Raw genomic sequence first — 25,702 nt, 5'->3', positions numbered from 1 at the left:
CCCGTGCCGCTTTCTTCATATCTCATCAAGGCCCTCGTGCTCCCTGCAGCTCCTTATCGGATAGAGGCTCACGAAGACCCTGTTGCATTCCATGCACGCCTCCGGCTCCCTCAGGAGGACCCTTGATGCTCCCTCCTGTAATACCCGGGCGATTTCTTTTCCGCGCTGGCCCCAGACCCCATACGCCACCTCCCGCTCCCTTGATGCCATATGGTGTAATGCTTCTACCCGGCCTGCGCTAACCTCCGGTAGGTTCACAGGAAAAGCTCAAAAGTTATTCTGTACGGAGACAAAAAAAAGGCCAGGCTGAATGCCTGGCCTTTTTCCAATCGCGCTATATGTCTTCCTATTTGCCTTCTTTCATTTCGATGTCGTTTGCAGTCCAGTCTTGAAAACTATCCCCGTAAGGGTTCCACGGCCTGTTCAGCAGCTCTTCTATACCGCCCCTGTAACCATAAATGCGCATGCTGTCGAGTATATCGCCGAGCGGCTGGTACTGCTTGATGATCTTGAAGTCCACAAGGCTCACCGGCGGCTCTTCTTTGGGCTTTTCCGTGGCCTCAACCGGCTTTCTCCTTCTCTTCCTGTGTCCTTGAAGCCGCGATTTTCTCCTCTGCCCTGTAGAGTATCTCATACGCCCTCCCGAGTGAGATTCTGTGGCTCTCAGCGATGACCTTCATGTGCGTCTTCCAGTAATGGTACTCGGTGAAGACCGCCCTTTCCCTTGCGCTCAGGCATGACAGCGGCCAGAGCAGGTCTCTTATCTCCACCCCCGAATGCCTGAGCCCCTCGTAAAAAACCTCCGGATCGCAGCAGTTCCTCGTCAATTCGCCCCCTCCCCCTTTGCATTTTTAGTGCGTAATACGAACACACACGGCCTGAAAAAAGCTCCTCTCTGGTTCAGGCGCTTGAGGCCCGAAGCGGAGAGAAGCTATACGCGGTCGAATGTCGGGTGCAAAAAATTATACTTTCAGGACCGTACACTGTCAAGCCATTACAGCCCGGACAGCCTGTCAACTGTACTTGTGTGCAGATTCTCAGACGTTGAACCTGAAGTGCATCAGGTCTCCGTCCTTGACGACATATTCCTTTCCCTCTATCCTTAGGACGCCTTTCTCCCTGCACGCCGCTTCCGAGCCGTATTTGATGAAGTCCTCGTAGGCTATCACCTCGGCCTTTATGAAGCCACGCTCAAAATCGCTGTGTATCACGCCAGCGGCCGCCGGCGCCTTTGAGCCTTCCTCGACCGTCCACGCCCTGACCTCCTTCTTGCCTGCCGTGAAGAACGTGATGAGGCCCAGTAGCCTGTACGCTGCCGCGGCAAGCCTGTCAAGGCCTGATTCCGAGAGGCCCAGCCCTGAAAGGAACCCGGCCCTCTCCTCCTCTGAGAGTTCCGCGATCTCGGATTCTATCTTCCCGCATATGATGACGAAACCAGCGCCCTCGGCCTCGGCGACCTCCCTTACCCTCGCGGCTGCCCGGGAGGCGCCGGAAAGGTCGTCCTCGCCGACGTTCGCAACATAGACGACGGGCTTTGCCGTCAGGAGGTTCAGGTCCTTCACGAGCTGGGCGGTCTCCCTGGTAAGCACGCTCCGCGCGGGCTTCCCTGCGTCGAATGCCTTCTTGAGCTCCTGGTATATCGGCAGCGCCTCTGTAACCGCCTTGTCTCCGCTCTTGGCAAGCTTCGAGGCCCTTTCGAGCCTCCTTTCGACGGAATCCATGTCCGCGAGTATCAGCTCCGTATTTATCGTCTCGATATCGCCATTGGGGTCCACCTTGCCGTCCACGTGGACGACCTGCTCGTCCTCGAAGCACCTTACCACGTGGGCGACCATGTCAACGCTCCTGATATTCCCGAGGAACTGGTTTCCTAGCCCCTCCCCCTTGCTCGCGCCTCTCACTATCCCTGCGATGTCCACGAACTCCACCGCGGTCGGGAGCGTCCTCTCCGGCTTGACGAGGTCCGCTATCCTGTATATCCTCTCGTCGCGTAGCGGCACCATCCCTATGTTGGGGTTTATCGTGCAGAACGGATAATTCGACGCCTCCGCGCCCGCGGCGGTCATCGCGTTGAATATGGTGGATTTTCCAACGTTCGGAAGCCCTACTATCCCGCAATTGAAACCCATTGGACCTGCTCTCCTTTGTGTTCTTTAATAGCTTGCTGAAAAACTCAGTTTTTATTCAGGCTGCTCAAAAAGCTCCAGATGCGAGGCCCCATTGGACAAGGGAGCGAGGAATGAGGCGAACTTTTCGTGTACGCCTTCGTAGCCAGCGACGTAGCCTTCGACGCAGATGGACTTTTGCAGCAGCCTGTCAAAATAAAAACAGGGCACGAGTGCCCTGTCGACCCTCAAATACTAGTAACGCTCAGACGATAAGCGGCGCTATGGTGAGCGAGACGATGCTCATAAGCTTGATAAGTATGTTCATGGCAGGGCCGGAGGTGTCCTTGAACGGGTCCCCTACAGTGTCGCCGACCACTGCCGCCTTGTGCGCGGCAGAGCCCTTTCCGCCAAGTCTGCCCTTTTCGATATGTTTTTTCGCATTATCCCATGCCCCGCCGGCGTTTGCCATGAAAATCGCGAGCAATATGCCGGTCACCGTAGCTCCGGCAAGCATGCCGCCGAGCGCCTTGGCACCGAAAAGAAAACCCACCGCGACCGGCGCCGAGGCGGCGAGCAGTCCCGGCAGTATCATCTCCTTCAAGGCGGCCCTGGTGCTTATGTCCACACACCTCTCGACGTCCGGTTTTACCCCGGCCCTGCCTTCGAGGAGCCCTGGTATCTCCCTGAACTGCCTCCTTATCTCCTCCACCATCTTCATGGCGGACTTCCCCACACTCGTCATTGTAAGCGCGCCTATGAGGAAAGGGATCGCCCCCCCCACGAGGAGGCCTATTACCACGAGCGGGTCCGAAAGGGTTATATCGAACGGCATTCCGGTCGCCGCGGAAACAGCCTGCCCGAATGCCGTAAATAGCGCTATCGCCGTAAGGGCGGCCGAGCCGATGGCAAAGCCCTTCCCGACGGCGGCCGTGGTATTCCCGAGCGAATCGAGGGTGTCGGTTATCGCCCTCACGTCGTCCCCGAGCGCGCTCATCTCCGTAATGCCGCCCGCGTTGTCGGCTATGGGGCCGTATGCGTCGACGCTCATCGTTATGCCGGTGGTCGCGAGCATTCCGACAGCGGCTATGCCAATGCCGTATATGCCGGCCCCGTAGTTGGCGGCGAATATCACGGTGCCGATCGCCACGACCGGAAGGACGCAGCTTTCAAGCCCGACAGCGATGCCGGTTATTACGTTCGTGCCCGCTCCAGTGGTGGAAGACCTCGCTATCCTTCCGACCGGCCTTCCTCCTGTATAGAATTCGCTCAGGAGCCCGATCAGGCTCCCGCCGAGCGACCCGGCCGCAACCGCAAGGAAGCAGCCAAATCCGCAGCCCGTTAATATGGTCACGAAATATGCGAGCACAAGGAAAGCGCCTGCGGATATTATCGCAGAGTACCTCAAAGCCGGGGCAGGCCCGAGCCTTCCGAGAGCCCGTATTGAAAAGAGGCCCAGGAAAGAGGATACGAGCCCAGCCATTATAAGGACCAGGGGATAGGACATGAGCGCCTCCCTTTCCCCGAGACTTGCAAGCTCGGCAACCGGTATGGTCGCGGCCAGCGCGACCGAAGCTATGACCGCCCCCACGTAGGATTCGAAGATGTCCGCCCCCAGCCCCGCCACGTCGCCGACGTTGTCGCCGACGTTATCGGCCACGACACCCGGGTTCCTGGGGTCGTCCTCTGGTATGCCGGCCTCGACCTTGCCCACGAGGTCGGCTCCGACGTCGGCAGTCTTGGTGAAGATGCCTCCGCCCACCCTTGCGAAGAACGCTATGGAGGAAGCGCCCATTGCAAACCCGTTGATGACTTTCGCCTCTTCCGGCCTGCCGAACGCGAGGAAGAATATGCCGACCCCCACAAGCCCCAGGCTCGCCACGGAAAACCCCATTACCGAGCCGCCGTAAAAGGCGGCAGCCAGGGCTTGCGAGGCGTCTGGCTTATGGATGTGCGCCGCCTCGGCAGTCCTTACGTTGGCCTTTGTGGCCCCTTTCATGCCGATGAAGCCCGCGAGCATGGAAAGGGCCCCTCCCGAGAGATAGGCTATTGCCGTCGGCACCCCCAGTGAGAGGGCCAGGGCCAAAGCAACGCCGGCGAGGAAGATGACGATTATCGAATACTGGCGCTTGAGGTATGTCATGGAACCGGAATGGATGAGGTCCGATATCTCCCTCATCCTCGCGTTCCCTGCGGGCAAGCGCTTGATGCGGCGGTATACCAAAAGGGCTGCGGCAAGTCCGATGATGCCGAAAATGGGCGCGTAATTTGCCAGAGTGGACATTACTGATACCCTCTTTAAGTTAGAATCGTTGGCGGGGGCTGCGGGTTCTTATGATGGGCGGGCCTTCAGTTATTGTGCCTGTTCATGGCCTGCGCCATTCCGCAGGTTATTATCGATTCTACCGCGTCCCGTGCCCTGCCGAGCATCCCTTCAAGGGCCGGCTGCTCATCAGGGTGAAACGGGCTCAAAACGAAATCGACTACGTCACCGTCGTGAGGTCTTCCTATCCCGAGCCGAATACGAGGTATGTCTTTAGTGCCGAGGGCCTCGATGACTGACGCCAGGCCATTGTGGCCGCCGCTTCCGCCGCCCCCCCGAATCCGGATCTTCCCGAGAGGCAGGTCGCAATCGTCAAAGGCTACGATGATATTCTCCGGCCCTACTGGATGGAGCTGGAGGAATTCCGAAACAGCCTGGCCGCTCCGGTTCATATAGGTCAGCGGCTTGAGGAGCGCCACCTCCTCTCCGGCTATCCGGCCCATACCCCGGAGCCCCTTTCCCTTGATGGATAGCCCTATCCCGTACTCGGCTGAGAGCCTGTCCACGAGCATGAACCCGGCGTTGTGCCTGGTAAGGGCGTACTCGCCGCCAGGGTTTCCCAATCCGATTATCAGCGTCATTCGGTCAGCTTCAATTAAAAGCCCCCTTGGCAGCTGGGCCAAAGGGGCTCTGATTCCCGAGCTTGAAAGGCTGGCCGCCAATACTCATCTCACGGAAAGCCATGAAGAGGAACGGAAGCGGCGGCACAAGCCTGGAGCGTCCCGGGCGTTACTCTTCCTTCTTGGCCCCTTCCTTTTCCTCGAAGCTCTTTGCAAGCTCGGCCTCAACCTCTTCGGCGGTCCTGGGCGCGGCCTCCGCTGTCGGAGCAACGACCGAGACTACAGTCAGCTCAGGCTCGTCCACAGCCTCAAGACCCTCGTTCAGGGCTATGTCCCTGACATGGACCGAGTCGCCGACTCCGAGCCGGGTGATGTCCACGTCTATGCTGTCCGGGATGTTGCCAGGGAGGCACTCTATCCTGATCCTCCTCGTTTCGTGCTGGACTATGCCGCCGAAGGCGAGCCCCGCCGCCTTGCCGGTAAGGTGCACTGGCACCTCGACCACGACCTTGTGGTCCATCTGCACCTCGAGGAGGTCCACATGCTGCACGGTCCCCTTGAGCGGGTGGCGGAGCACCTCCTTGAACATCACGGTGCGGACCTTGTCTCCTGCTATGTCGAGGTTCACAAGCACGTTCCCGCGGGCGCCGGTCCCGAGCGTCTTGTCGAGCTCCTTCTTTTCAAGGGTAACCGCGAGCGCTTTTTCAATGCCCGGGCCGTACAGGATGCCCGGCACCTTGCCGTTCGCGCGTAGCCTCCGCGCCGGTCCGTTTCCCGTCTCGTTCCTCTGCTCTGCTGAAAGGTTTATCTTTTCCATCTGTTTCCTCCGGTATTATTCCTTAAGGGCTGCGGCGCTCAAACAAAAAGAGAGCTCACCGACTCGCCTAAATGTATCCTCTTTATGGCCTCGCCCAGTAGCGGGCCTATTGAAAGCCTCTTAATCTTGGGCGAATCAGCGCCCTGCGACTTGGGAATGGTGTTGGTGACGACGAGCTCCTTGATCGGCGACTCGTTTATTCTCTTTATCGCCGGCCCCGAAAGCACGGCGTGGGTGGCGCAGGCATAGACCTGCTTCGCGCCCTTTTCATGGAGGGCCGCGGCGGCCTGCGTTATGGTGCCTGCCGTGTCTATCATGTCGTCGAGGAGCACGGCTGTCTTGCCCTCGACCTCGCCTATTATGTTCATGACTTCCGAGACGTTGGGGCTCGGGCGCCGCTTGTCTACTATGGCCAGGGTCGCGCCGAGCCTCTTTGCGAACGCCCTCGCCCTCTCGACCCCGCCAGCGTCCGGCGACACCACCACCACGTCGTTCTGGAAGTTCTCCCTGATGTAATTCAGGAGAACAGGCGTCGCGTAGAGGTGGTCGACGGGTATGTTGAAAAAGCCCTGTATCTGCCCGGCGTGGAGGTCTACGCAGACGGCCCTTTTTGCACCGGCCACTGTTATGAGGTCGGCTACGAGCTTCGCGGAGATCGGCGTCCTCGGCGCGACCTTCCTGTCCTGCCTCGCGTATCCGTAATATGGTATTACCGCGGTGACCGAAGACGCCGAGGCCCTCTTGAAGGCGTCGAGCATTATGAGGAGCTCCATCAGGTTGTCGTTCGTGGGGGTGCAGGTCGACTGGAGGACGTATACCTCGACCCCCCGCACGCTCTCCTGTATGTCGACGTAGACCTCGCCGTCGCTGAAGCTCCTTACGTCCGACTTCCCGAGCTCTATCCCCAGGTGGTCGCAGATCTCGACCGCCAGCGGCTTGTTCGAATTACCGGCGAATACCTTTATCCTCTCGATCATCCTTTGTCTCGACCTCTGGCTATTCTTTTATGGCTACCTCTAAAAATTGCTCTTTTTCCTGATCTCTGCGTCAGGGCGTAAATAAAAATGCCCACATATTCACATATATGCTGCGCTTTTATTTCCGCCCTTCCTTGACCTCAGAAAAAATTTCTAATTTTTAGAGGCAGCCGAGGCTGCCTTATAACTGGATGGGGCGGGAGGATTCGAACCTCCGAATGCGGGGATCAAAACCCCGTGCCTTACCGCTTGGCGACGCCCCAGCCGGAGCATGCACCCGAAGCCCATTTCAGCCGGTCACAGGCCTTCCGCGAAAAAAATGCGCGCAGGCAGGGCCACCCTCGGCTCAAGCGTCCTGTAGGCCCGCATGGCATCCTCACGGGAATGGAAAACGCCGAAGACGGTAGGTCCGCTCCCGGACATGAGGGTCCCGGAGGCGCCGGCCTCGGCCAATTTCTCCTTCATGGCGGAAATCTCAGGATACCTTCCGATGGTCACCGTCTCCAGGTCGTTAGTGAGGGCTTTCTTAAGCCCATCCCTGTCGGCGAAGACCTCCGAAGAATACAAAAGAATATTATTTTCGCCCTTTTTTGTCAAGCGCAAACTCGAATAAACCCACGCGGTCGGCACATGGAAGCCGGGGTTTATGAGGACGTAATAAAGGGACGGAAGGCTCGTACTCTCAAGCACCTCGCCCCTTCCCCTGGCCAGGGCAGGGCCCTTTAGGAAGAAAAAAGGCACGTCCGAGCCGAGCTTGGCGCCCATCTCCATAAGTTCCCGGTCAGGAAACCCGGTCCCTAAAAGCCCGTTCAGCGCCATTATGACCGATGCGGCGTCCGAGCTTCCGCCGCCGAGCCCGGCCCCGACCGGTATCCTCTTTTTTATGCTGATCAATACCCGCTTCCGGACCCCGGCCCTTTCAAGGAACAGGCTGGCCGCCCTGTAGGCGAGATTTTCGCGCCCGCCTGGGGCTTCAGGGGAGTCCGAGTCCGCTTCTATGCCGTCGCCTTCGGAGACGGCGACCTCGATTTCGTCATAGAGCGAGACCGGCTGCATGAGCGAAATGATCTCGTGGTACCCGTCCGGCCTTTTCCCCAGCACCCTGAGGAAAAGGTTCACCTTGGCAGGGGAAAAGACCTTCAGGTGCATGAGAACGTTAAGAGAAGAAAAGGAGCAGGTTTATGAAGAAGAGGAGGCCGAGGAGTATCGTCACAGCGTAGTGCTGGAGCTTCCCGGTCTGCAAGCGGCGGAGGTCTCCGGAGACATACACCACGAGCCCGGCCACACCGTTGACCATCCCGTCAATCCACTTGAAATCAAAGCCCCAGCACCAGTTCGCAGCCCTCTTTACCCCTGAAAGTATCGGCTTGTAAAGGTTGCTTACGATGTCGTCGACCGCGGCGAAGAGGCCGTATGTGAGCTTCATGAACATGACGGATCCCTTGCGGTAGAACCAGTCGGTATCGAGGCTCATCGTCTGTTCGCCGCCGAGCTTCTTTATGTAGAGCCAGAAGCCGAGCGCCGTGAAAAGGAGTATCTGCGAGGTCCACACCACGTGCTCCGCCGTGTACGGGTGGTATTCAACGGCGTACGGCAGGAGGCTGTAGAGGAACTGCGGGTATATGCCCACGAAAACGCACATGAACGCGGCAAGGCCCATGCCGATGAGCATGTTAAGCGGCGGGTCCTTTGCCTGCACTCCCGAGTCCTTGCCCAGGAACGTGAAATACGGGAGCTTGAGCCCGGTATGCAGGAACGTGCCGGCGGATGCGAGCGTAAGCAGGAGCCATATTACTGCCATGTGCGACTCGCCCGCTGCCGAGAGTATTATGGATTTACTCACGAAGCCGCTGAAGAGCGGCACCGACGATATCGCGAAGCCGCCAATCATGTAGAGGATGAAGGTCCACGGCATGTGCTTGTATATGCCGCCGAGCTCGGTAAGCTTGGACCTGCCGGTCATGTAAAGCACGGAACCCGCGCCCATGAAGAGTAGGCCCTTGTAAAGTATGTGCGCGAAGGCGTGGGCGGCAGCGCCGTTTATGGCGAGCTCGGTGCCTATGCCGACCGCGGCCACCATGTACCCGACCTGGCTTATGATGTGGTAGGCCAGAAGCCTCCGTATGTCGTTTTCAAGGACGGCGTACACGACGCCGTAGATGGCCATGACCGTCCCCAGGATTATGAGTATCTCGGTCCCTGCAAAGCCCCTCGCAAGGGTGTATATGGCGCTTTTTGTCGTAAAAGACGACATGAAGACCGCGCCCGTAACGGTGGCCATGGGATAGGCATCGGGAAGCCACGAGCCGAATGGCGGGACGGCCGCGTTTGTGATGAAGCCTATGAGGAGAAGCGCCGACGCGAGGCCGCCCGCGGTCACAGGGTCGAAGGCGAAGCTCCCGGAATGCGAATACTGGAGTAGCGCACCCCCGAGCATGCATATGCCGCTGAATATATGGACGAGTATATAGCGGTAGGCCGCCTTGGTGGACTCGGGGGTCCTCCTGAAGAGGATGAGGCACATCGACGCGAAGGCCATGAACTCGGCGAAGACGAATAGCGTAAGGTAGTCGCCGGCAAAGGCCAGGCCCACGGCGCCGCCCGCGTACACGTAGGCCGCTATGTGCTGCCCGCTCTCCTTGACGTGCAGGCTGTAGACCCCGCTTATGAAGGCCATGAGCGTAAAGATGAAGGCGAAAACGTAGCTGAGCTTATCGACCCGCCCGAAAACCAGCTCCTGGCCGAGGAGCGGCACCACGCCGTAGGTACCGTAGGACATGGTGGCGACCGTTATGAACGCGAGAGCGGGCAGAAGGAGGATATAGGCCTGCCTTACCCTTCCCTGGAATACCGGGATAAGGACGGAGCCAAGTATGAGTATGAAGGCCGGGTGTATCCAGTTAAATATTCCCATTTGTTCCCCCGGGGCTATTTTTCATAATAGTCCTCTTTCCTCTGGAGCCATAGCTTCCCGAGGGCCTTGGAGACGATGATTATGAGGACGCAGGAGATGAAGCCGAATACGGCGCTGAAGCCCGGCACCTCGTCCCAGTAGAAGTACACGTGATGCCTCGGTGTCACGAAGTCGAGCGCGACGAATACCACCATGGCCGCGTAAAAGGCCCACTTCAGGAGCCTCATTGTGTCCTTGTTCTCGTATATCTTGTCGAGCCTCATTGCAGCACCCTTTCGGCGAGCGACAGGAGGAAGTCCGGGTAAACGCCTATCGCCACGGTTATGAAGGCGGTCACAAGGAGCGGGACCAGCACGAACTTCGGGGCCTCTTTCACGCCTTCCAGATGGACGTTCCCCTCCGGGCTCTCGAAGTAAGCCTTGAAGACGATCGGCAGGAAGTATGCCGCGTTCAAGACCGTGCTCGCCAGAAGCACGACGAGCGGGACGGTGTCCATGGCCTCCATTGCGCCGATGCCCATGTACCATTTGCTCGTGAACCCGGCCATGGCCGGGACGCCGATCATGCTCAGGGCCCCAATGGTGAACGCCGCCATGGTAAGCGGCATCTTGTACCCTATGCCGCTTAAATTGCTTATCTTCTTTATGTGCGAAGCAACGAAAATCGAGCCCGCGCAAAAGAAGAGCGTTATCTTCGAGAATGCGTGGTTCCCTATGTGCAGTATACCGCCCGATATGCCGTGGGGCGTGAGGAGCGCAACGCCGAGTATGACGTATGAGAGCTGGCTTACCGTCGAATACGCGAGCCTGGCCTTCAGGTCGTCCTTGGTGAGCGCAATAATGGAGGCCGCAAGTATCGTTATCGAGACGAAATAGACCGTAGGCATCCCGAGGTTGAAGGCCGACATGACGTCTATCCCGAAGGTGTCGAGCATCACCCTTACGACCGAGAAGACGCCGACCTTTACGACCGCGACCGCGTGGAGAAGTCCGCTAACGGGCGTCGGCGCGACCATCGCGGACGGGAGCCAGTTATGGAGCGGCATTATGCCGGCCTTTGCGAACCCGAGGAGGAAGCAGATATAGGTGATTGTTACGAGCGTCTGCGACATCCCGGTGGTGAATATGCCGCCGGGCTGGAAATCCAGCGTGCCGGTTATCATGTACGTGAGTATGAGCGCGCCGAGGAGGAAGGTCTTCGAGGCGCCCATGAGGTAGACTATGTACTTCTTGCTCCCCTCCCATGCCTCGTCGTCCTCGTGGTGCGCGACGAGCGGATACGTCATTATGCTCAGTACCTCGTAGAAGAGGTAGAGCGTGAAGAGGTTCGCGGAGAAGGCGACGCCGAGGGCCGAAGAGAGCGCTATGGCGAAGCAGGCGTAATAACGCGTCTGCGCGTGCTCGTTGAGCGATCTCATGTACCCGATGGAGTAGGTGGTCGCGATTATCCAGAGGAACGACGCCGTCGTAGCGAAGAATAGCCCGAGCGCGTCCACCCTGAACTTGAGCTCTATGCCGGGCAGCACCGTAAAGAGCGTATACTCGATTATCTTCCCGGAGAATATGTCCGGGAACATCGATATCACGAGCGCGAACTTCACGAGGGCCGCGAGGTAGGTCCAGCTTTCCCTCAGGTTGGGCCTGTTCCTCGACATGATTATCAGGGCCACGACCACTGCCGAGGCCAGGATCGCTATGAAGGGCCTTATGGATACTATCGTTTCCATCTCATTCCTTTCCCTGGCCTACAGCGGGAACGCCGCGTAGCGGGCGAGGTTTATGAAGTAAGCCGGGTACACGCCCAGGGCGACGACCGCCGCCAGGGCTATTATCAGCACGCACAGGAGGCCCCGCGAGCTTGCAAGCAGGAATTCCTTCTCAGGCTCCCTCATGTACATGAGCATGACTATCCGTATGTAGTAGTACGCCGCGACCGCGCTCATGAGGGCGGCTATCACCGCGAGGCCTATCATGCCCTTGTGGATGAGCGCCATGAAGACGTAGAACTTGGCCACGAACCCCGCGGTCGGCGGTATGCCGGCGAGCGAGAACAGGAACACCAGCATCGCAAAGGCCGTGAGCCTGTTCGACTTGGCGAGCCCGGCGTAGTGCGATATCTGGTCCCCGGACTGGCTGTCCCTCCTCATCATTATGATGATCCCGAATATCCCGAGGTTCATGAAGGCGTATACGAGGAGATAGAACATGACGCTCGCAATCCCCTCCTCGCTTCCGGCCACGAGGCCCAGGAGCGCATACCCCGCGTGCCCGACGCTGGAGAACGCCAGCATCCGCTTTATGCTGGTCTGCATTATGGCCGTTATGTTGCCGACGACCATGCTTCCCACGGCTACGGCGGCTATCGCCATCTGCCAATTATCGTATGCCGGGAAGAGACCCTCGAGGAAAACCCTCATTATGACCGCGAACGCCGCGGCCTTTGGCCCGGCGGCCATGAATGCCGTTATGGGCGTGGGCGCGCCCTCGTAGGCGTCGGGCGCCCACATGTGGAACGGGAAGCCGGCCACCTTGAACCCGAAGCCCGCGACGAGCATTATTACGGCCAGCGTGAAGAGCGGCCCGCTTACGGCCCCGGTCTCAAGCGCGGCGGAAATGGCCGCGAGCTGGGTGGTGCCCGTAAGCCCGTATATGAGCGATATGCCGTAAAGAAGTATGGCCGACGAGAAAGCGCCGAGAATGACGTACTTCATCGCGGCCTCGTTGGACTTCCTGCTCGTCTGCAGGAACCCGACGAGGGCGTAGACCGGGAGCGACGCGAGCTCGAGCCCGAGGTAGATGGTCAGCAGGTCGGAGCCCGAGGCCATTATCATCATGCCCGAGAGCGAGAAGAGCATGAGGACGTAATACTCGCCGAGGTCTATCTCCTCGGTCTTTATGTAGCGCAGCGATACTAATACCGCGAAGACCGCGACTATGTAGAATATGAGCTTGAAGAATGCCGCATAGCCGTCGAGTACGAACATGCCCGAAAAGGCCGAAACGCCCGAGCCTGCGAGGCTCCAGGAGAACCAGGCCGCGGCCGCAACCGACAGGACGGAGAGCGCCGGCACTACCCACCTCTTCGAGCGCGGGACAACCAGGTCCACCATGAGGATAATGCAGGCCATGCCGGCTATGACCATCTCCGGCAGTATGGCCAGGAAATCCCCTGGCGAAAAGAACGTCGCTACTTCAGAGCTCATAATCCAAGACCCTCAAATTTGCTGGCATTGGCCTGGTTTATCAGGTTGCCTACCGATTCGTGCATATAGCTGAGGAAATCCTCGGGATGGAAGCCCACCCAGAAGACGAAGACGACGAGGGCGATGAGGGCTACGGCCTCCCTGAAGTCCACGTCCCAGACCTTGTGCCCCCCGTGCGAGTCGTCATGCGAGCCGCCGTGCCCGTGTCCGCCGTGCCCGTGGCTGTCTGCGCCGAAGGCCATGCTCTTGTACATGTAGAGCATGTACGCGGCGCCGCCCACGATGCCGATGAGGAGCAGTATCAAATAAGGCTTGTAGACCTCGTAGGCGCCGAAGGCGATGAGCAGCTCCCCTATGAAGCCGTTCGTCCCCGGGAAGCCGAGAGAAGCGAGCGTGAATATGAACAGGAACGTGGCGTAGACCGGCACGCGGGAAGCGGCCCAGCCGTAGTCGCCTATGTGCCTCGTGTGCGTCCTCTCGTAGATGAGCCCGATGCAGAGGAAGAGCGCGCTCGTCGTTATGCCGTGGTTGAACATCTGGAGTATCGCGCCCTCGATTCCGTTCTTGTTGAAGAGGAATATGCCCATGGTGATGAAGCCCATGTGGCTTATGCTCGAGTATGCGATGAGCTTCTTGAGGTCCTTCTGCGCAAGCGCCAGGAACGCCCCGTATATTATGGCGACTATCGATATTATTACTATGGGGGTGGCGAAGAACCTCGACGCGTCCGGGAACATGGTGAGGCAGAACCTCAGGAATCCGTAGGTGCCCATCTTGAGGAGCACACCGGCCAGGATGATGCTGCCGGCGGTCGGCGCCTCGACGTGCGCGTCCGGGAGCCATGTATGGAACGGGAACATCGGCACCTTCACGGCAAAGGCCACGAAGAAGGCCATGAAGACCCATACCTGGAAGGTGAAGGTGTACTTGTACTCCATGAGGACGAGCATGTCGAAGGTCTTCCCGGCGGCGAAGTAGAGGGCTATCATGCCCACGAGCATGAGGATGCTCCCGGCGAGCGTGTAAAGGAAAAACTTTATCGCCGAGTAGACGCGGTTAGGCCCGCCCCAGACCCCGATTATGAGGTACATGGGTATGAGCATCGCCTCCCAGAAGAGGTAGAAGAGGAACATGTCGAGGGCCGAGAAGACGCCCAGCATGGCCGCCTGCATAATAAGGAGCGCTATCATGAACTCCTTGACCTTCTTCTCGATGGCCTTCCAGGAGGCGAGCACGCATATTATCCCGAGGAACGCCGTCAGGAACACGAACAGGACGCTTATGCCGTCCACGCCGAGGTAATAGGTTATGTTCCAGGACGGTATCCACTCGTGCCTTTCGACGAACTGCATGCTGTGGGTCGAGACGTCGAAGCCCCTCATGAGTGGTATGGCCAGCGCGAAATCCACGGCAAGGGTAACGAGCGCCACCCACCGTATCGCGCGCGCGTCCTTTATGAAAAGGATCACGAGCGCCCCGAGGACCGGAAGGAATATGATTGAGCTCAAGAGGTGTCCGGACATCAATTACCCTTTCAGAGCGTCGATCTCGTCGACGTTGAACGTTTTGTTGCTCCTTACGAGCGCTATGAGGATTCCGAGCGCCACCGCCACCTCGGCCGCGGCCACGGTGATGGTGAATACGGTGAATATCTGCCCGGTCATGTCCCCGAGGAGATACGAGAACGCCATGAAGTTGATATTCACGGAGTTAAGCATGAGCTCGATTGACATGAGCACCACGATGACGTTCCGCCTCGTGAGGACCCCGGCCGCCCCTATCAGGAAGAGGACGGCGGAAAGCGCTATGTACCAGGTAACCGGGACCATTGTCACCGACGCTCCTTTGCTATGACTATGGCCGCGACCAGCGCGGCCAGGAGTATCACCGAAACGACTTCAAACGGGAAGAGGTACTTGGTAAAGAGCATCCTTCCGATCGACTCGACCGTAGGCTCCCACGCCTCGGCAGGGTTTTGCCCCATCGGGGTAACGAACACGAATGCGAGTATCTGCGCCATAAGGACCAGGATGACGCCGACGACGAACTTCTTCTTCACCGGCGGGAACGCCTGAAGGACGGCCTTCCTCATGTCGAGTATGAGGACGACGAAGAGGAAGAGCACCATGACCGCGCCCACGTATATGAATATCTGCACCGCCGCCAGGAAGGGCGACCGGAGGAGCACGAAGAGCGCCGCGACCTGTATGAGGCACACTATGAGCGCGAGCGCGCTGTGCACCGGATTCCTGACGGTTACTACCGCCAGGCCCGAGGCGATTGCGACCGCCGCGAACATCAAGAAAAATAGCTTTTCCATCAGCCTTCCCTGTTGTTTTCCATCGGAGCCGGGCCGGGCCGGGCCGCCGTTATTCGGCTTCCTAAATATTCCTTTTCTTCTGCATCCGGAGGTCCGGCACCACCCTTATGCCCTCCGGCGTCCTCTCGAATTTCGACCTTACGACAAAGCCGCCCTGTATCGTCTCGGGTATGGACTGGGGCTTAAGGAGCTCGTCCTTTTCCCTGGTCGTGCACGAGAGGTCCAGGCAGGCGAGCTCGTAGTCGCGCCCGAGCCTTACCGCCCTCGTGGGGCATGCGTCCTCGCAGTAGCCGCAGAACATGCACCTCGCTAGCTCCACTTTCCAGACCTTGGCCACCCTGTCGGCTATGCCCCTGCCCGTGTCGTCCTCCATCGGGATGACGGTTATGCACTTGGTCGGGCACACCTTTGCGCAGAGCTCGCAGGCCACGCAGAGCTCCCTGCCGTTCTCGTCCTTGTTGAGGGTGTGCTGGCCGCGGAACCTCCTGTCCGGGACCCACTTCTCCTCGTCCGGGTACTTGAGGGTTATGCTCCTCGAAACGTTGTACTTGAGCGTTATCGAGAGCCCCTTCACGAAATCGATGAAGAGGGCTTTCTTTATGAATTCCGCTATCCTGCTCGGCCCTTTGCTCATATGATCATCAACCCGGTCACAAGTATGTTTACGAGCGAGAGCGGTATCAGCACCTTCCAGCCTATGGTCATGAGCTGGTCATACCTGTACCTGGGAAGCGTGAACCTCAGCCACATGAAGAAGTATATGAAGAGGATTACTTTCCCGAGGAACCAGAATATCGACGGCACAAGGTGGAATATCGAGATGTCCAGGGGCGGGTTCCAGCCCCCGAAGAACATGATTACCGTCAAGACCGATATCGTCACCATCGCCACGTACTCGGCGAGCATGAAGAACGAGAACCTCATTCCGCTGTACTCGGTATGGAACCCTGCCGCAAGAGTACCCTCGTCCTCCGGGAGGTCGAAGGGTATGCGGTTTATCTCAGCCAGGGCCGCGATTATGAATATCACGAACCACACCGGCCCGACCGGCAGGTAGAAAATGTTCCAGTCGAGGAAGCTCCCCGACTGGCTCCTCACCATCTCGAGGAGGTTAAGCGAATTCGTGAGCATAACGACGCCTATGGCCGCGAAGCTCATGGATATCTCGTAGCTTATCATCTGGGCGGAAGAACGGAGGCCTCCGAGGAGCGAGTACTTCGAGTTCGAGGCCCAGCCGCCCAGTATCATGCCGTATATTCCGAGCCCGCCTATCGCGAGTATGTAGAGTATCCCCACGTTCATGTCGGAGAGGTAAAGCGTTATTTCCTTCCCTACGAACGGGATGGCGAACTTCTCGCCGAACGGTATGGCGACGAATACCAGGAAGGCAGGTATCATCGAGAGTAGCGGGGCGAGCTTGAAGAGGAACTTGTCCGCCCTGTCCGGGACTATGTCCTCCTTAATGAGGAGCTTTACCATGTCCGCGAACGGCTGGAGCACGCCGTGCGGGCCCACCCTCCAGGGGCCGAGCCGCACCTGTATGTGCCCAGCGACCTTCCTCTCGATCCAGGTGAGGGGCAACGGGAGGCTGAAAAGGATCCCGCTTATCACCGAGACCTTCACAACGATTATAAGAATTTCAAGCAGTGTCGCTAAATCCGGCATTTTTCCGTCCAGGGCCCTTGGGGGCTAACCCCTTTTCCTGCCCCACATGTAATTTATCATCTCGATGTACCTTGAGTTCATGCCGCGCACTATCGAGTGTATGGTGAAGACGATGTTACGGAGGAGCTTGTATATGACCCTCGGGTTCCCGTCGACCAGGGTCTCGAAGTCGTTCTTGTCGATGTAATAAGTCTCGAGGTCCGAGACCGCCACGATGGTGGCCGACCGGGGCCTGCCGTCCAGGAAGCTCATCTCCCCGAAGATGTCCCCGTCCTTCATTATGGTCAGGGTGAATAGCTCGCCGTCCGGGGCCGTCTTGCAGGCCTTGACCTCGCCCTTCCTGATTATATAGAGCGACTGGCCGTCCTCGGACTCCCTGAAGATGGTCTCCCCTGTCTTGAAGCTCTTCTTCTTCACTATCGGGGATATCGCCGCCACCTCGGGGTCCGTAAGGTCCGCGAAAAACTGCACCTCTCTCAGCAACTTCGGGTCGATCATCTACTACCTCCTTCCGAGAGGCTCTTTCCAGGCCGCTGCATCATGCGTCACGACCTCTCTATCAAGACCCTCTGGATACCTTCGCCCCGCCTGGAAAACATGTTGGCAGGGGCGCCCTCGAAATTCTCCGGCATGAAAGCCACGCCTTTTTTCGTGCCCTTCCGGACGCGGAGAAGCATCGTAGCCTCGTGGTTTTTACCCCTCACGCGCACCCGCTCGCCGCCTGAGAGCCCGAGCTTCCTCGCGTCCTCCTCGCCTATCTCGACCACCGGCTCCCTGGCAAGCCCGACAAGGGTCTCGGACCAGAGCGACACAGTCCCCGAGTGGAAAAAATGGTTCCCAGTGACGAGCACGAATGGGTAGCTCTCGGGCCCGGCCGGGGCTACGGCATTGAGGTCAAGCCTGGCCTCGAGCCGGGCCGCTGCGGCCCTTACAAGGGCCTCCTTGTTGTCGTGGCCGTTACCCTTGCTCTTCTTGTTGTTGAAGGCCAGGTCTACGAGTTCGTAAGCCCCGGCTTCCCGCCGTATCTCATCGAAGACCGATGCGTTCTTGATCTTTGAAGGAAAGCCCGGGTCTACCGCGTTCCCGAGCATTGTCATGATGTCGAGGTCGGCCATTGCCTTGCCCGGCGGCCTGGTAAGCCTTTTTACGGCCTGCACCCTGCCTTCCTGGTTTGTGACGGTCCCGTCCTTTTCGCCGAGCGCCGCTCCGGGCAGGACCACGTGCGCGAGCCTTGCAGTCTCGGTGAGGAACATGTCCTGCACTACGAGGAGCTTCAATTTCGTGAGAGCGTCCCGGGCTGTCCCGCGGTCCCCGTTCAGGGCCACGAGGTCGGTCCCGGCGAGATAGAGCATCTTAAGCGACCCGGCCCTTGCGGCGTCAAGCATGCTGTCGGTCCCGGCCCCGGCTGTTTCGCGACGGCTGTATCCAGGTCCAAGCGCGGGATGGACGCCCATCTCCCACGCGCCCCTCTGGTTGCACCTGTCGAGGAGAGGCAGTCTCAGCACCTTTTTCCCGAGCCCTTCGAGGGCCGCCGATATCTTTGCAAGAGAGCCTATGCCGGACGGGTATCTGAGGAAGTCCGTCCCCGCCATTATGCTGACGGATTCCGAGCCCTTGAGCTTCGCGGCTATCTTCTTCGCCTCGTCAGCCGAAATCCCGGCCTGGCCGAGCGCCTTGGGGTCAGGCTCCTGCCCGCTCATGGCAACGGAGACCGCGTCGAGGAGCGCGCCCTCGGCCGCGGGCATGTGCCTTACGACGAGGTTTGCGGAGCTGTCGAGCTTCATCGCCCTCGGCGAGGCTATGATGACGTTCATATTCCGGGTAGCCGAAAAACGCCTGATGAGGTAATCGGTTACGGGGTTTTCCTCGGACACATACGCGCCTATGACGAATACGGTATCGGCCTTCACGCAGTCGAGGACCGAAACCCCGCCCCTGTCCATCGCCATCGCGGAGATGAAGCCCTCGACCGCCTCGTGGTCCCATCTCGCGCTCGAATCTATATTAGGGCTTCCGAGCGCCTCCCTAATGAGTTTCTGGAATGTATAGAGCTCCTCGTTCGTAAGCCTCGGGGAGGCTATGCCGCCGATCGAATCCGGCGATATGGAAGCAGCCGCGTCCCGTATGTACTCGAAGGCCTCTTCCCAGCTTGCGGGCACGAGACCGCCGGATTTCCTTATAAGAGGGGTAGTAAGCCTCGCTGGGTTCGTCATGTAGTCGAACCCGAAGCGGCCCCTCGCGCAGAGTGTTTCATTGTTAATGCCCACTCCGAGCTGGGCCCTGGACCTTACGGCCACCCCGTCCCGCTCCTCGAGCACTATCCTGCAGCCGGTTCCACAGTACGAACATACGGAATCCGCGCCCTTAAGGTCCCAGGGCCGGGCCTTGTACCTGTACGGGAGCCTCATGAAGCACCCGACCGGGCAGACCTCTATGCAGTTCCCGCAGTGGTCGCAGTCGAGGAGGCCCCTCGCGAAGCTCGTGGCCTCCTGGTGGTCGCCCCTGCCGAGCGCGCCCAATACGTTCGCCCCCACGACCTCGCGGCATACCCGGACGCACTTCATGCAGTTTACGCACCTGTTCGAGTTCTTTACGATTACGGGGCTTAGTATGTAGTCCTTCTCATGGAACTTGAACTTGGGCTCCGCGTGCCTGCCCGTGTGGGGCCCGTGCCTGTAGACCATGTCCTGGAGCTCGCACTCGCCGGCCTTGTCGCAGACGGGGCAGTCGAGTGCATGGTTCGCGAGGAAGAACTCCAGCACCCCGGCCCTCGCGTCCTGCACGGCCTGGGTCTCGGTATTAATGGACATGCCGTGCAGCACCGGCGTTACGCACGAGGGCTGGAGCTTTTTCTGCCCCTCGATCTCGACGATGCACATCCTGCAGGAGCCCACGCCCATGAGGTCGGCCTGGTAGCAGAAGGTCGGGATATCGATGCCCGCCTGCCTCGCCGCGTCCAGTATGAGGGTGTTGTCCTCTACCGTGACTTCTATGCCGTTTATCTTTACGGTTACCATTCTGGCTTTTCCGCCCTTATGACGCCGGGCACATCTTGTGGTCTACGTGGTACTGGAACTCCTGCCTGAAGTGCTTGAGCGCGCCCCGGAGGGCCATAACCGCGCCGTCCCCGAGCGGGCAGAAGGTGCGTCCGAATATGTTCGTGCAGAGGCTTTCGAGGAGCTCCACGTCCCCCGGCCTGCCTTCGCCGTGCTCGAGCCTCCGGAGCACCTTGGTAAGCCAGGGCGTGCCGTCGCGGCACGGCGTGCACTTGCCGCAGGACTCGTGGCTGAAGAACCTGTTGATGATGTACGCCATTTTCACCATGCAGGTCGAGTTGTCCATCACTATGACAGCGCCGGAGCCGAGCATCGAGCCCTTTGCCGCGAGCGAGTCGAAATCGAGCGGGGTGTCGATGTCCTGCGGGGTCAGCATGGGCGCGCTCACGCCGCCCGGGATGAAGGCCTTGAGGGGCCTCGTCTCGTGGAGCATCCCTCCGCAGTGCCCGTATATGAGCTCCCTTGCCGTGGTCCCCATCGGGAGCTCGTAGAGGCCTGGCTTCTTGACGTGCCCGCTTACGCAGTATATCTTGGGCCCCGGGCTCTTCTCCGGGCCGAGCTTCTTGAACCACTCAGCCCCCTTCTCGATTATCGCCGGGATGCACGAGAGTGTCTCGACGTTGTTGATGACGGTCGGCTTTCCGTATAGGCCGGCGAGCGCCGGGAAAGGCGGCTTCTTCCTCGGCTGGGCCCTGTAGCCCTCAATGGACTCGAGGAGGGCCGTCTCCTCGCCGCATATGTAGGCGCCGTAGCCCCGGTGCACGTACATCTCGTGCTCGAAGCCGCTCCCCAGGATGTTCTTCCCGAGATACCCCTTTGCGTGCGCCTCTTTTATCGCATCTTCGAGCCTCTTCGCCCCGAAGTCGAACTCGCCCCTTATGTAGATATAGGACCTGGTGGCGCCTATGGCGTAGCTCGTTATGATCATACCCTCGATGAGGAGGTGCGGGTCGTGGTCTATGATGCCCCTGTCCTTGAAGGTGCCCGGCTCTCCCTCGTCCGCGTTGCAGCAGAGGTACTTCTGCAGGGTCGGGTCCTTAGGGATGAAGCTCCACTTGAGGCCCGTCGAGAAGCCCGCGCCACCGCGTCCGCGGAGGCCCGAGTCCTTCACCATCTGGATGATGTTGTCGGGCTTCATCCTGAGGGCGGCCTCGAGGGCCTTGTACCCGCCGGACGCCAGGTAGCCCGCTATCCTGTGCGAGTCGGGCTTGCCGTGGTTTTTAAGCAGCACTCTTTCCATCTTCTCTCTTAATTATCCTTCAAGGCTCTTTTGCAGTGCCTCGGCCCCATCCGCTTCAACTTTGAGATTTAAGATTAAGCTCCAGTCCAGCTTCCGCGTTCACTTCAGCGTCTTCAACAGCTCGTCTATCCGCGTTTCGGTCAGGTTCTCGTAGTAGTCGTCGTTTATCTGCATCATGGGGGCCGTTCCGCAAGAGCCGAGGCACTCTACGGTGGAAAGGGTGAAGCGCTTGTCGGGGGTCGTACCGCCTGTACTTATCCCGAGCGTCCTTTCCATGTGCTTTATCAAGTGCTCAGCGCCCAGGAGCGAGCAGGAGATGTTCCTGCACACCTGGATGTGGTACTTGCCTACGGGCTTTTCTATGTTATACATGGTGTAGAACGCGGCGGCGGCGTTCACCTCGACCGGCCGCATCTCGAGCATCGACGCGATCTCGTCCATGTCCTCTTTCGTCAAATGCCCGCCGTTCCCCTTCTGCGCTATGCGCAGCGCGTCCATGACCGCGGACCTCTTGTTCGGGTACTTCCCGAGGGCCGCTTCCAGTTCCTTTTTAGACTCTTCTGAGAGCATAATCTTCCCTGTTTACTTGTCGCACTCACCGAAGACCGGGTCGAGGCTCGAAAGGACCGCTATGACGTCGGCAAGGTAAAGGCCGTTGACGACGCGGCCAAGCGTCTGCAGGTTCATGAACGACGGGGCCCGGATCTTGAGCCTGTAGGGGCGCTCCGAGCCGTCGCTTACTATGAATACGCCCAGCTCGCCCTTGGGGGCCTCTATCGAGGCGTAGGCCTCGCCCTCCGGCACCTTGAAGCCCTGCGAGACGTACTTGAAATGGTGGATGAGGTTCTCCATGTTCTTGTATACGTCCTGCTTGGGCGGCGGCACTATCTCGGGTATGTCGACGTTTATCGGACCGTCGGGCATCTCCGCGAGGCACTGCTCGACCATGCGGAGCGACTGCCTTATCTCGACCATCCTCACCATGTAGCGGTCGAAGCAGTCACCGTTCTCCCCGAGGGCGACGTCGAAGGCGAGCCTGTCGTATACGAGGTAGGGCTCGTCCTTCCTTATGTCCCAATTTACTCCGCTCGCGCGGAGCGCAGGGCCGGAAAGGCCCATGGATATCGCGAGCTCGGGGGGTATGTGGCCCACGCCCTTGTTCCTCTCGAGCCATATCCTGTTCCCGGTGAGTATGGTCTCGTACTCGTCCACCCTGGCGGGCAGCACCCTCACGAGCTCCTCGCAGGCCTCCCTGCATACATTGTTGAAGTCGTATCTTACGCCGCCGACCCTCATGTACGAGTGCGTCATGCGCGCGCCGCAGAGCTTCTCGAATATGTCCAGGACCATCTCCCTCTCCCTTATGGCGTAGAGGAGGATGGACATGGCCCCGAGGTCGACCGCCCAGGCGCCTATGCCTATGAGGTGCCCGGCTATCCTCGAAAGCTCGGCCGCTATCACCCTTATGTACTTGGCCCTTTCCGGGACCTCTATGTCCAGGAGCTTCTCGACCGCGAGGACGTACGCCAGGTTGTTGCTTGACGAGCACATGTAGTCGAGCCTGTCGGTATAGGGGACGAACTGGTGGTAGAGGAGGTTCTCGGCTATCTTCTCGGTGCCCCTGTGGAGATAGCCGATATCGGGCCTGCAGCTCGTAACCATCTCGCCCTGCAGCCCGATAACGAGATGCAGGACGCCGTGGCTCGAAGGGTGCTGCGGCCCGAGGTGAAGGGTCAGCTCCTTAGTGGCTAAAAGGTCGTTTTCGTTGTTGTCTTTTATCATGACCGCGTAACTGTTTTTTAATATAAAACCGGAGGCATCAGCCGGCTGCGTAACCCTGTAACGAGCCGCCGGTCCGCGCCGCCGCTGTTATTCCTTTTCCTCTCCGTAGGGGTTGTACCTGTCTTTATAGCCCCTCAGCGGATAGTCCTTCCTTAGCGGGAAGCCCTCCCAGTCGTCCGGGAGGTAGATGCGGCTCAAATCCGGGTGGCCTTCGAAGACGATCCCGAACATGTCGTACGCCTCCCTCTCAGGCCAGTCGGCCCCAAGCCATATGCCGGTCACCGAGGGCGCGCTTTCGCCTTCGGCCACCATTGTCTTCACGCGAATCCTCTGCTTTTTGGGGATTGAATACAGGCAATAAATGACGTCGAACCTTGGAGAGCGCGGCATGTGGTCGACTGCCAGTACGTCGACGAGGTAGTTCATCCTGAACGAGGGGTCGTCCTTCAGGTAATTGCAGACGTTCAGGACGGCCTTCCTCTCGACCAGGACGGTGACGTCCCCCTTGAACGCGGTAATGTCGAGGATGTCCCGGCTGAACGAGTCCCTCAGTTTCCTCAATATATCCTGCTGTTTTTCAATACGGCTCATCGCGACCTTAGGCGAACTTGTTTGGACTGATGTTCCTCTTTTCGAGGATGAACGGGCTCTCCTTGTTTATCTTCTCCATGAGGAGGAGGAACCCGTACAAGAGGGCCTCGGGCCTTGGCGGGCAACCCGGTATGTACACGTCAACGGGGATGACCAGGTCCGTGCCCTGCACGACCGAATAGGTATTGTAGGGGCCGCCTGCCGATGCGCACCCGCCCTGGGCTATGACCCATCTCGGCTCGGCCATCTGGTCGTAGAGCCTCTTTACGAGCGGGGCCATCTTCTTGGTCATGGTCCCGGCGACTATCATGACGTCCGACTGGCGCGGCGAGGGCCTGAATACTATGCCGAGCCTGTCGGTATCGTAGCGCGAGCAGGCGGTCGCTATCATCTCTATGGCGCAGCACGCGAGGCCGAATGTCATGGGCCATAGCGAGGACGCGCGCCCCCAGTTCGCCACCGTCTTTGCGACGTAGTTCTCCCTCACCTTGTCCAGCACCGGGTTGTTCCGGAGGACCTCGGCGACGCTCTCCAGTGTGGTAAACAGGAACGACTCCTGAAGCTGGTTCTCGACTGGCGACAGGGAGCCTTTGTTATTCATGGTTTTCTGCATATTATCCATTCAGTCCCCTACACCCAATCCAGGGCGCCTTTTGCCCACGCGTAGACAAGGCCGATGCCCAGGACCACTATGAAGACTATCATCTCGATGAATATGGGTGTTGCCAGGGCCTCGTCGGTCAGGTTGACGGCCCAGGGGAAAAGGAAAAGGGTTTCGACGTCGAATATCACGAAAAGGATGGCTATGAGAAAGAAGTGTATCCTGAAGTGCCCGGTGCTCGCGTCTCCAATGGGCTCGAGGCCGCACTCCCAGGGAGAGAGCTTCTCCCTGTACGGGTTTTTCGGACGCAAAAGGAAACTGAAGAAAAGGGCCCCGACGGCCATGGCCGTTACGACCGCTATCATTATAAGAACTGGCAGATAGGAAAGAAGCATTCAAACCCCATTCTTTCACCGGAAAACGGACGGTTTGCCGGTGTTCCAATTTTTACAATAAACTCGCCAGGGTAGTCCGCAAGATAAAACAACTCGATTTTTTTGTCAAGCGCAAAATGTATACTGTATACAATTAAATGCCTTCGGAAACCCGCGGGAAGCGCCTCTGCGTGGCCGCTCACCCGGCAACCGTCATTAGAGATTGCCTAGAGCTTGAAAAGGTCTTTCCTCCTGTCGCCGAAAAGGTCGTTTACCGGGGTAATCCGCTTCCGCCGTGCTTCAAAGGGGTTTATTTCAACTACGCCCGCCTCCTCTTTCCGGCCTCCCGCCCTTGCGAGCACCTCGCCGGCAGGGGATGTTATCTGGCTCGAGCCTATGAAGCGGAGGCTTTTCCCTTCGACTCGCTCCTCGGCCCCGACCCTGTTGGCGGTTATGGTAAAGACCCTGTTTTCTATGGAACGGGTTATCATGGCCTCGGGGCAGTACGGCAGCACCAGATTCGAAGGATGGCAGATTATGTCCGCTCCCATTAGGGCGAGCGTCCTCGCGGCCTCGGGGAAGATCCAGTCGAAGCAGACCATCATCCCGACCCTGGCCTTTCCGGCCCTGTAAACGGCGAATGGGGTATCGCCTTTCGTGAACATCTTCTTCTCGTCCCAGAATAGGTGCGCCTTCCTGTACGTCCCGATATGCCCCCTGGGCCCGACGAGCACCGCCGAGTTGTAGGCCTTCTTGCCACTCCTCTCGGCAAGGCCGGCGACTACATAGGCCCCTTTGGATTTGGCGGCGTCGGCAAGCCTTCTGACGGCGTACCCTCCCGGCACCTCCTCCGCTAGTTCGAGTAGCTCCTTTCTGGACCTGAACTGGTATCCGGTCGAGAAAAGCTCCGGGAGTACGACAAGCTCGGCGTCGAGGCGCGCAATCCTCTTTACAACCTTCTCGACGTTTGAGGCGATATCGCCGAAAACCGGGGACGTCTGTATGAAAGCTACTCTCATCTTCCCTCCTGAATGAAGAATCAGAGACATCGGGACGGAACTCAAGGGGACGGTATGATAATCAACGGGGATTTGTTTGTCAATCGGAAGAGGAACGGGGCGTATCGGTGGTTTTGAGGCAGGAAGGGGAGAGGCGGTCCGCCTCTCCCCTTCCGT

General features: G+C 58.9%; 27 protein-coding genes and 1 tRNA gene. All 28 read right to left on the bottom strand.

Annotated elements, in window-relative coordinates:
- Nucleotides 1-15: 15 nt before the first annotated feature.
- The 28 genes from QY316_04495 to QY316_04360 all read right to left on the bottom strand — a co-directional run bounded on the left by QY316_04495 (nt 16) and on the right by QY316_04360 (nt 25,546).
- Nucleotides 16-210, bottom strand: coding sequence for a hypothetical protein (locus QY316_04495; protein ID WKZ33666.1), 195 nt, complete (start codon nt 208-210; stop codon nt 16-18).
- Nucleotides 211-346: 136 nt separating this feature from the next.
- The gene (locus QY316_04490) at nt 347-634 is read right to left on the bottom strand and encodes a hypothetical protein (protein ID WKZ33665.1); all 288 of its coding nucleotides are present in this window, start codon (nt 632-634) and stop codon (nt 347-349) included.
- Nucleotides 561-827: a hypothetical protein gene (locus QY316_04485; protein WKZ33664.1), complete on the bottom strand. Its 267-nt coding sequence runs from the start codon at nt 825-827 to the stop codon at nt 561-563. Before QY316_04485 ends, QY316_04490 begins: the two co-directional genes overlap by 74 nt.
- A gap of 210 nt (nt 828-1,037) precedes the next feature.
- Nucleotides 1,038-2,129, bottom strand: a complete 1,092-nt coding sequence (ychF, locus tag QY316_04480) for a redox-regulated ATPase YchF (protein ID WKZ33663.1) — start codon at nt 2,127-2,129, stop codon at nt 1,038-1,040.
- 241 nt (nt 2,130-2,370) lie between these two features.
- Nucleotides 2,371-4,389, bottom strand: coding sequence for a sodium-translocating pyrophosphatase (locus QY316_04475; protein WKZ33662.1), 2,019 nt, complete (start codon nt 4,387-4,389; stop codon nt 2,371-2,373).
- A gap of 65 nt (nt 4,390-4,454) precedes the next feature.
- Entirely contained in the window at nt 4,455-5,009 is a 555-nt protein-coding gene (gene pth, locus QY316_04470) for an aminoacyl-tRNA hydrolase (GenBank protein ID WKZ33661.1), read from the bottom strand.
- Nucleotides 5,010-5,157: 148 nt separating this feature from the next.
- The gene (locus tag QY316_04465) at nt 5,158-5,805 is read right to left on the bottom strand and encodes a 50S ribosomal protein L25 (protein WKZ33660.1); all 648 of its coding nucleotides are present in this window, start codon (nt 5,803-5,805) and stop codon (nt 5,158-5,160) included.
- Nucleotides 5,806-5,843: 38 nt separating this feature from the next.
- Nucleotides 5,844-6,782 (bottom strand): ribose-phosphate pyrophosphokinase, encoded by a 939-nt coding sequence (locus QY316_04460; GenBank protein ID WKZ33659.1) that lies wholly within the window; start codon nt 6,780-6,782, stop codon nt 5,844-5,846.
- Between the two features lie 188 nt (nt 6,783-6,970).
- Nucleotides 6,971-7,045, bottom strand: a tRNA-Gln gene (locus QY316_04455).
- Between the two features lie 34 nt (nt 7,046-7,079).
- Complete coding sequence (gene ispE, locus QY316_04450; GenBank protein ID WKZ33658.1) at nt 7,080-7,931, bottom strand: 4-(cytidine 5'-diphospho)-2-C-methyl-D-erythritol kinase; 852 nt, start codon at nt 7,929-7,931, stop codon at nt 7,080-7,082.
- 7 nt (nt 7,932-7,938) lie between these two features.
- On the bottom strand, nt 7,939-9,690 hold the full coding sequence (locus QY316_04445; GenBank protein ID WKZ34075.1) for a Na(+)/H(+) antiporter subunit D: 1,752 nt from the start codon (nt 9,688-9,690) through the stop codon (nt 7,939-7,941).
- A 20-nt stretch (nt 9,691-9,710) separates the two neighbouring features.
- Nucleotides 9,711-9,959 (bottom strand): hypothetical protein, encoded by a 249-nt coding sequence (locus QY316_04440; GenBank protein ID WKZ33657.1) that lies wholly within the window; start codon nt 9,957-9,959, stop codon nt 9,711-9,713.
- Complete coding sequence (locus QY316_04435) at nt 9,956-11,422, bottom strand: monovalent cation/H+ antiporter subunit D family protein (GenBank protein WKZ33656.1); 1,467 nt, start codon at nt 11,420-11,422, stop codon at nt 9,956-9,958. Before QY316_04435 ends, QY316_04440 begins: the two co-directional genes overlap by 4 nt.
- Nucleotides 11,423-11,440: 18 nt before the next feature.
- On the bottom strand, nt 11,441-12,898 hold the full coding sequence (locus QY316_04430) for an NADH-quinone oxidoreductase subunit N (protein ID WKZ33655.1): 1,458 nt from the start codon (nt 12,896-12,898) through the stop codon (nt 11,441-11,443).
- Nucleotides 12,895-14,421 (bottom strand): NADH-quinone oxidoreductase subunit M, encoded by a 1,527-nt coding sequence (locus QY316_04425; GenBank protein ID WKZ33654.1) that lies wholly within the window; start codon nt 14,419-14,421, stop codon nt 12,895-12,897. Before QY316_04425 ends, QY316_04430 begins: the two co-directional genes overlap by 4 nt.
- A gap of 3 nt (nt 14,422-14,424) precedes the next feature.
- Nucleotides 14,425-14,727: an NADH-quinone oxidoreductase subunit NuoK gene (gene nuoK / locus QY316_04420; GenBank protein ID WKZ33653.1), complete on the bottom strand. Its 303-nt coding sequence runs from the start codon at nt 14,725-14,727 to the stop codon at nt 14,425-14,427.
- Nucleotides 14,728-14,729: 2 nt separating this feature from the next.
- Nucleotides 14,730-15,218: an NADH-quinone oxidoreductase subunit J gene (locus QY316_04415; protein ID WKZ33652.1), complete on the bottom strand. Its 489-nt coding sequence runs from the start codon at nt 15,216-15,218 to the stop codon at nt 14,730-14,732.
- A 61-nt stretch (nt 15,219-15,279) separates the two neighbouring features.
- Nucleotides 15,280-15,852: an NADH-quinone oxidoreductase subunit I gene (locus QY316_04410; GenBank protein WKZ33651.1), complete on the bottom strand. Its 573-nt coding sequence runs from the start codon at nt 15,850-15,852 to the stop codon at nt 15,280-15,282.
- A complete protein-coding gene (nuoH, locus tag QY316_04405) occupies nt 15,849-16,883 on the bottom strand; it encodes an NADH-quinone oxidoreductase subunit NuoH (GenBank protein WKZ33650.1) in 1,035 nt (344 codons plus the stop codon). The genes QY316_04410 and nuoH overlap by 4 nt, the downstream gene beginning before the upstream one ends.
- A 24-nt stretch (nt 16,884-16,907) precedes the next feature.
- Nucleotides 16,908-17,381 (bottom strand): cyclic nucleotide-binding domain-containing protein, encoded by a 474-nt coding sequence (locus QY316_04400; protein WKZ33649.1) that lies wholly within the window; start codon nt 17,379-17,381, stop codon nt 16,908-16,910.
- 47 nt (nt 17,382-17,428) lie between these two features.
- Complete coding sequence (nuoG, locus tag QY316_04395; protein WKZ33648.1) at nt 17,429-19,900, bottom strand: NADH-quinone oxidoreductase subunit NuoG; 2,472 nt, start codon at nt 19,898-19,900, stop codon at nt 17,429-17,431.
- 16 nt (nt 19,901-19,916) lie between these two features.
- The gene (gene nuoF, locus QY316_04390; GenBank protein ID WKZ33647.1) at nt 19,917-21,179 is read right to left on the bottom strand and encodes an NADH-quinone oxidoreductase subunit NuoF; all 1,263 of its coding nucleotides are present in this window, start codon (nt 21,177-21,179) and stop codon (nt 19,917-19,919) included.
- A 99-nt stretch (nt 21,180-21,278) separates the two neighbouring features.
- Nucleotides 21,279-21,749, bottom strand: coding sequence for an NADH-quinone oxidoreductase subunit NuoE (gene nuoE, locus QY316_04385; protein ID WKZ33646.1), 471 nt, complete (start codon nt 21,747-21,749; stop codon nt 21,279-21,281).
- Nucleotides 21,750-21,761: 12 nt separating this feature from the next.
- On the bottom strand, nt 21,762-22,961 hold the full coding sequence (gene nuoD, locus QY316_04380) for an NADH dehydrogenase (quinone) subunit D (protein WKZ33645.1): 1,200 nt from the start codon (nt 22,959-22,961) through the stop codon (nt 21,762-21,764).
- An 87-nt stretch (nt 22,962-23,048) separates the two neighbouring features.
- Nucleotides 23,049-23,522: an NADH-quinone oxidoreductase subunit C gene (locus QY316_04375; protein WKZ33644.1), complete on the bottom strand. Its 474-nt coding sequence runs from the start codon at nt 23,520-23,522 to the stop codon at nt 23,049-23,051.
- A gap of 37 nt (nt 23,523-23,559) precedes the next feature.
- Nucleotides 23,560-24,135, bottom strand: coding sequence for an NADH-quinone oxidoreductase subunit B family protein (locus QY316_04370; GenBank protein ID WKZ34074.1), 576 nt, complete (start codon nt 24,133-24,135; stop codon nt 23,560-23,562).
- Nucleotides 24,136-24,182: 47 nt separating this feature from the next.
- A complete protein-coding gene (gene ndhC, locus QY316_04365) occupies nt 24,183-24,548 on the bottom strand; it encodes an NADH-quinone oxidoreductase subunit A (protein WKZ33643.1) in 366 nt (121 codons plus the stop codon).
- Nucleotides 24,549-24,754: 206 nt separating this feature from the next.
- The gene (locus QY316_04360) at nt 24,755-25,546 is read right to left on the bottom strand and encodes a nitrilase-related carbon-nitrogen hydrolase (protein ID WKZ33642.1); all 792 of its coding nucleotides are present in this window, start codon (nt 25,544-25,546) and stop codon (nt 24,755-24,757) included.
- Between the last annotated feature and the right edge of the window lie 156 nt (nt 25,547-25,702).

This window comes from Thermodesulfobacteriota bacterium (assembly GCA_030583865.1).
In the GTDB taxonomy this organism is placed as follows: Bacteria; Desulfobacterota; GWC2-55-46; order GWC2-55-46; family GWC2-55-46; genus UBA5799.
Note: the sequence above shows the minus strand (reverse complement) of the source record. Positions and strands in the feature narration are given on the sequence as shown.

Bases quoted from the DNA above. Each gene is read 5' to 3' on its own strand.
- ispE (WKZ33658.1), bottom strand. From the start codon at position 7,931: ATGCACCTGAAGGTCTTTTCCCCTGCCAAGGTGAACCTTTTCCTCAGG.
- QY316_04425 (WKZ33654.1), bottom strand. From the start codon at position 14,421: ATGTCCGGACACCTCTTGAGCTCAATCATATTCCTTCCGGTCCTCGGG.
- QY316_04495 (WKZ33666.1), bottom strand. From the start codon at position 210: ATGGCATCAAGGGAGCGGGAGGTGGCGTATGGGGTCTGGGGCCAGCGC.
- QY316_04460 (WKZ33659.1), bottom strand. From the start codon at position 6,782: ATGATCGAGAGGATAAAGGTATTCGCCGGTAATTCGAACAAGCCGCTG.
- QY316_04430 (WKZ33655.1), bottom strand. From the start codon at position 12,898: ATGAGCTCTGAAGTAGCGACGTTCTTTTCGCCAGGGGATTTCCTGGCC.
- nuoH (WKZ33650.1), bottom strand. From the start codon at position 16,883: ATGCCGGATTTAGCGACACTGCTTGAAATTCTTATAATCGTTGTGAAG.
- QY316_04410 (WKZ33651.1), bottom strand. From the start codon at position 15,852: ATGAGCAAAGGGCCGAGCAGGATAGCGGAATTCATAAAGAAAGCCCTC.
- QY316_04400 (WKZ33649.1), bottom strand. From the start codon at position 17,381: ATGATCGACCCGAAGTTGCTGAGAGAGGTGCAGTTTTTCGCGGACCTT.
- QY316_04360 (WKZ33642.1), bottom strand. From the start codon at position 25,546: ATGAGAGTAGCTTTCATACAGACGTCCCCGGTTTTCGGCGATATCGCC.
- nuoF (WKZ33647.1), bottom strand. From the start codon at position 21,179: ATGGAAAGAGTGCTGCTTAAAAACCACGGCAAGCCCGACTCGCACAGG.
- nuoG (WKZ33648.1), bottom strand. From the start codon at position 19,900: ATGGTAACCGTAAAGATAAACGGCATAGAAGTCACGGTAGAGGACAAC.
- QY316_04465 (WKZ33660.1), bottom strand. From the start codon at position 5,805: ATGGAAAAGATAAACCTTTCAGCAGAGCAGAGGAACGAGACGGGAAAC.
- pth (WKZ33661.1), bottom strand. From the start codon at position 5,009: ATGACGCTGATAATCGGATTGGGAAACCCTGGCGGCGAGTACGCCCTT.
- ychF (WKZ33663.1), bottom strand. From the start codon at position 2,129: ATGGGTTTCAATTGCGGGATAGTAGGGCTTCCGAACGTTGGAAAATCC.
- nuoK (WKZ33653.1), bottom strand. From the start codon at position 14,727: ATGGTCCCGGTTACCTGGTACATAGCGCTTTCCGCCGTCCTCTTCCTG.
- nuoD (WKZ33645.1), bottom strand. From the start codon at position 22,961: ATGATAAAAGACAACAACGAAAACGACCTTTTAGCCACTAAGGAGCTG.
- QY316_04415 (WKZ33652.1), bottom strand. From the start codon at position 15,218: ATGGAAAAGCTATTTTTCTTGATGTTCGCGGCGGTCGCAATCGCCTCG.
- QY316_04435 (WKZ33656.1), bottom strand. From the start codon at position 11,422: ATGGAAACGATAGTATCCATAAGGCCCTTCATAGCGATCCTGGCCTCG.
- QY316_04440 (WKZ33657.1), bottom strand. From the start codon at position 9,959: ATGAGGCTCGACAAGATATACGAGAACAAGGACACAATGAGGCTCCTG.
- QY316_04475 (WKZ33662.1), bottom strand. From the start codon at position 4,389: ATGTCCACTCTGGCAAATTACGCGCCCATTTTCGGCATCATCGGACTT.
- QY316_04490 (WKZ33665.1), bottom strand. From the start codon at position 634: ATGAGATACTCTACAGGGCAGAGGAGAAAATCGCGGCTTCAAGGACAC.
- nuoE (WKZ33646.1), bottom strand. From the start codon at position 21,749: ATGCTCTCAGAAGAGTCTAAAAAGGAACTGGAAGCGGCCCTCGGGAAG.
- ndhC (WKZ33643.1), bottom strand. From the start codon at position 24,548: ATGCTTCTTTCCTATCTGCCAGTTCTTATAATGATAGCGGTCGTAACG.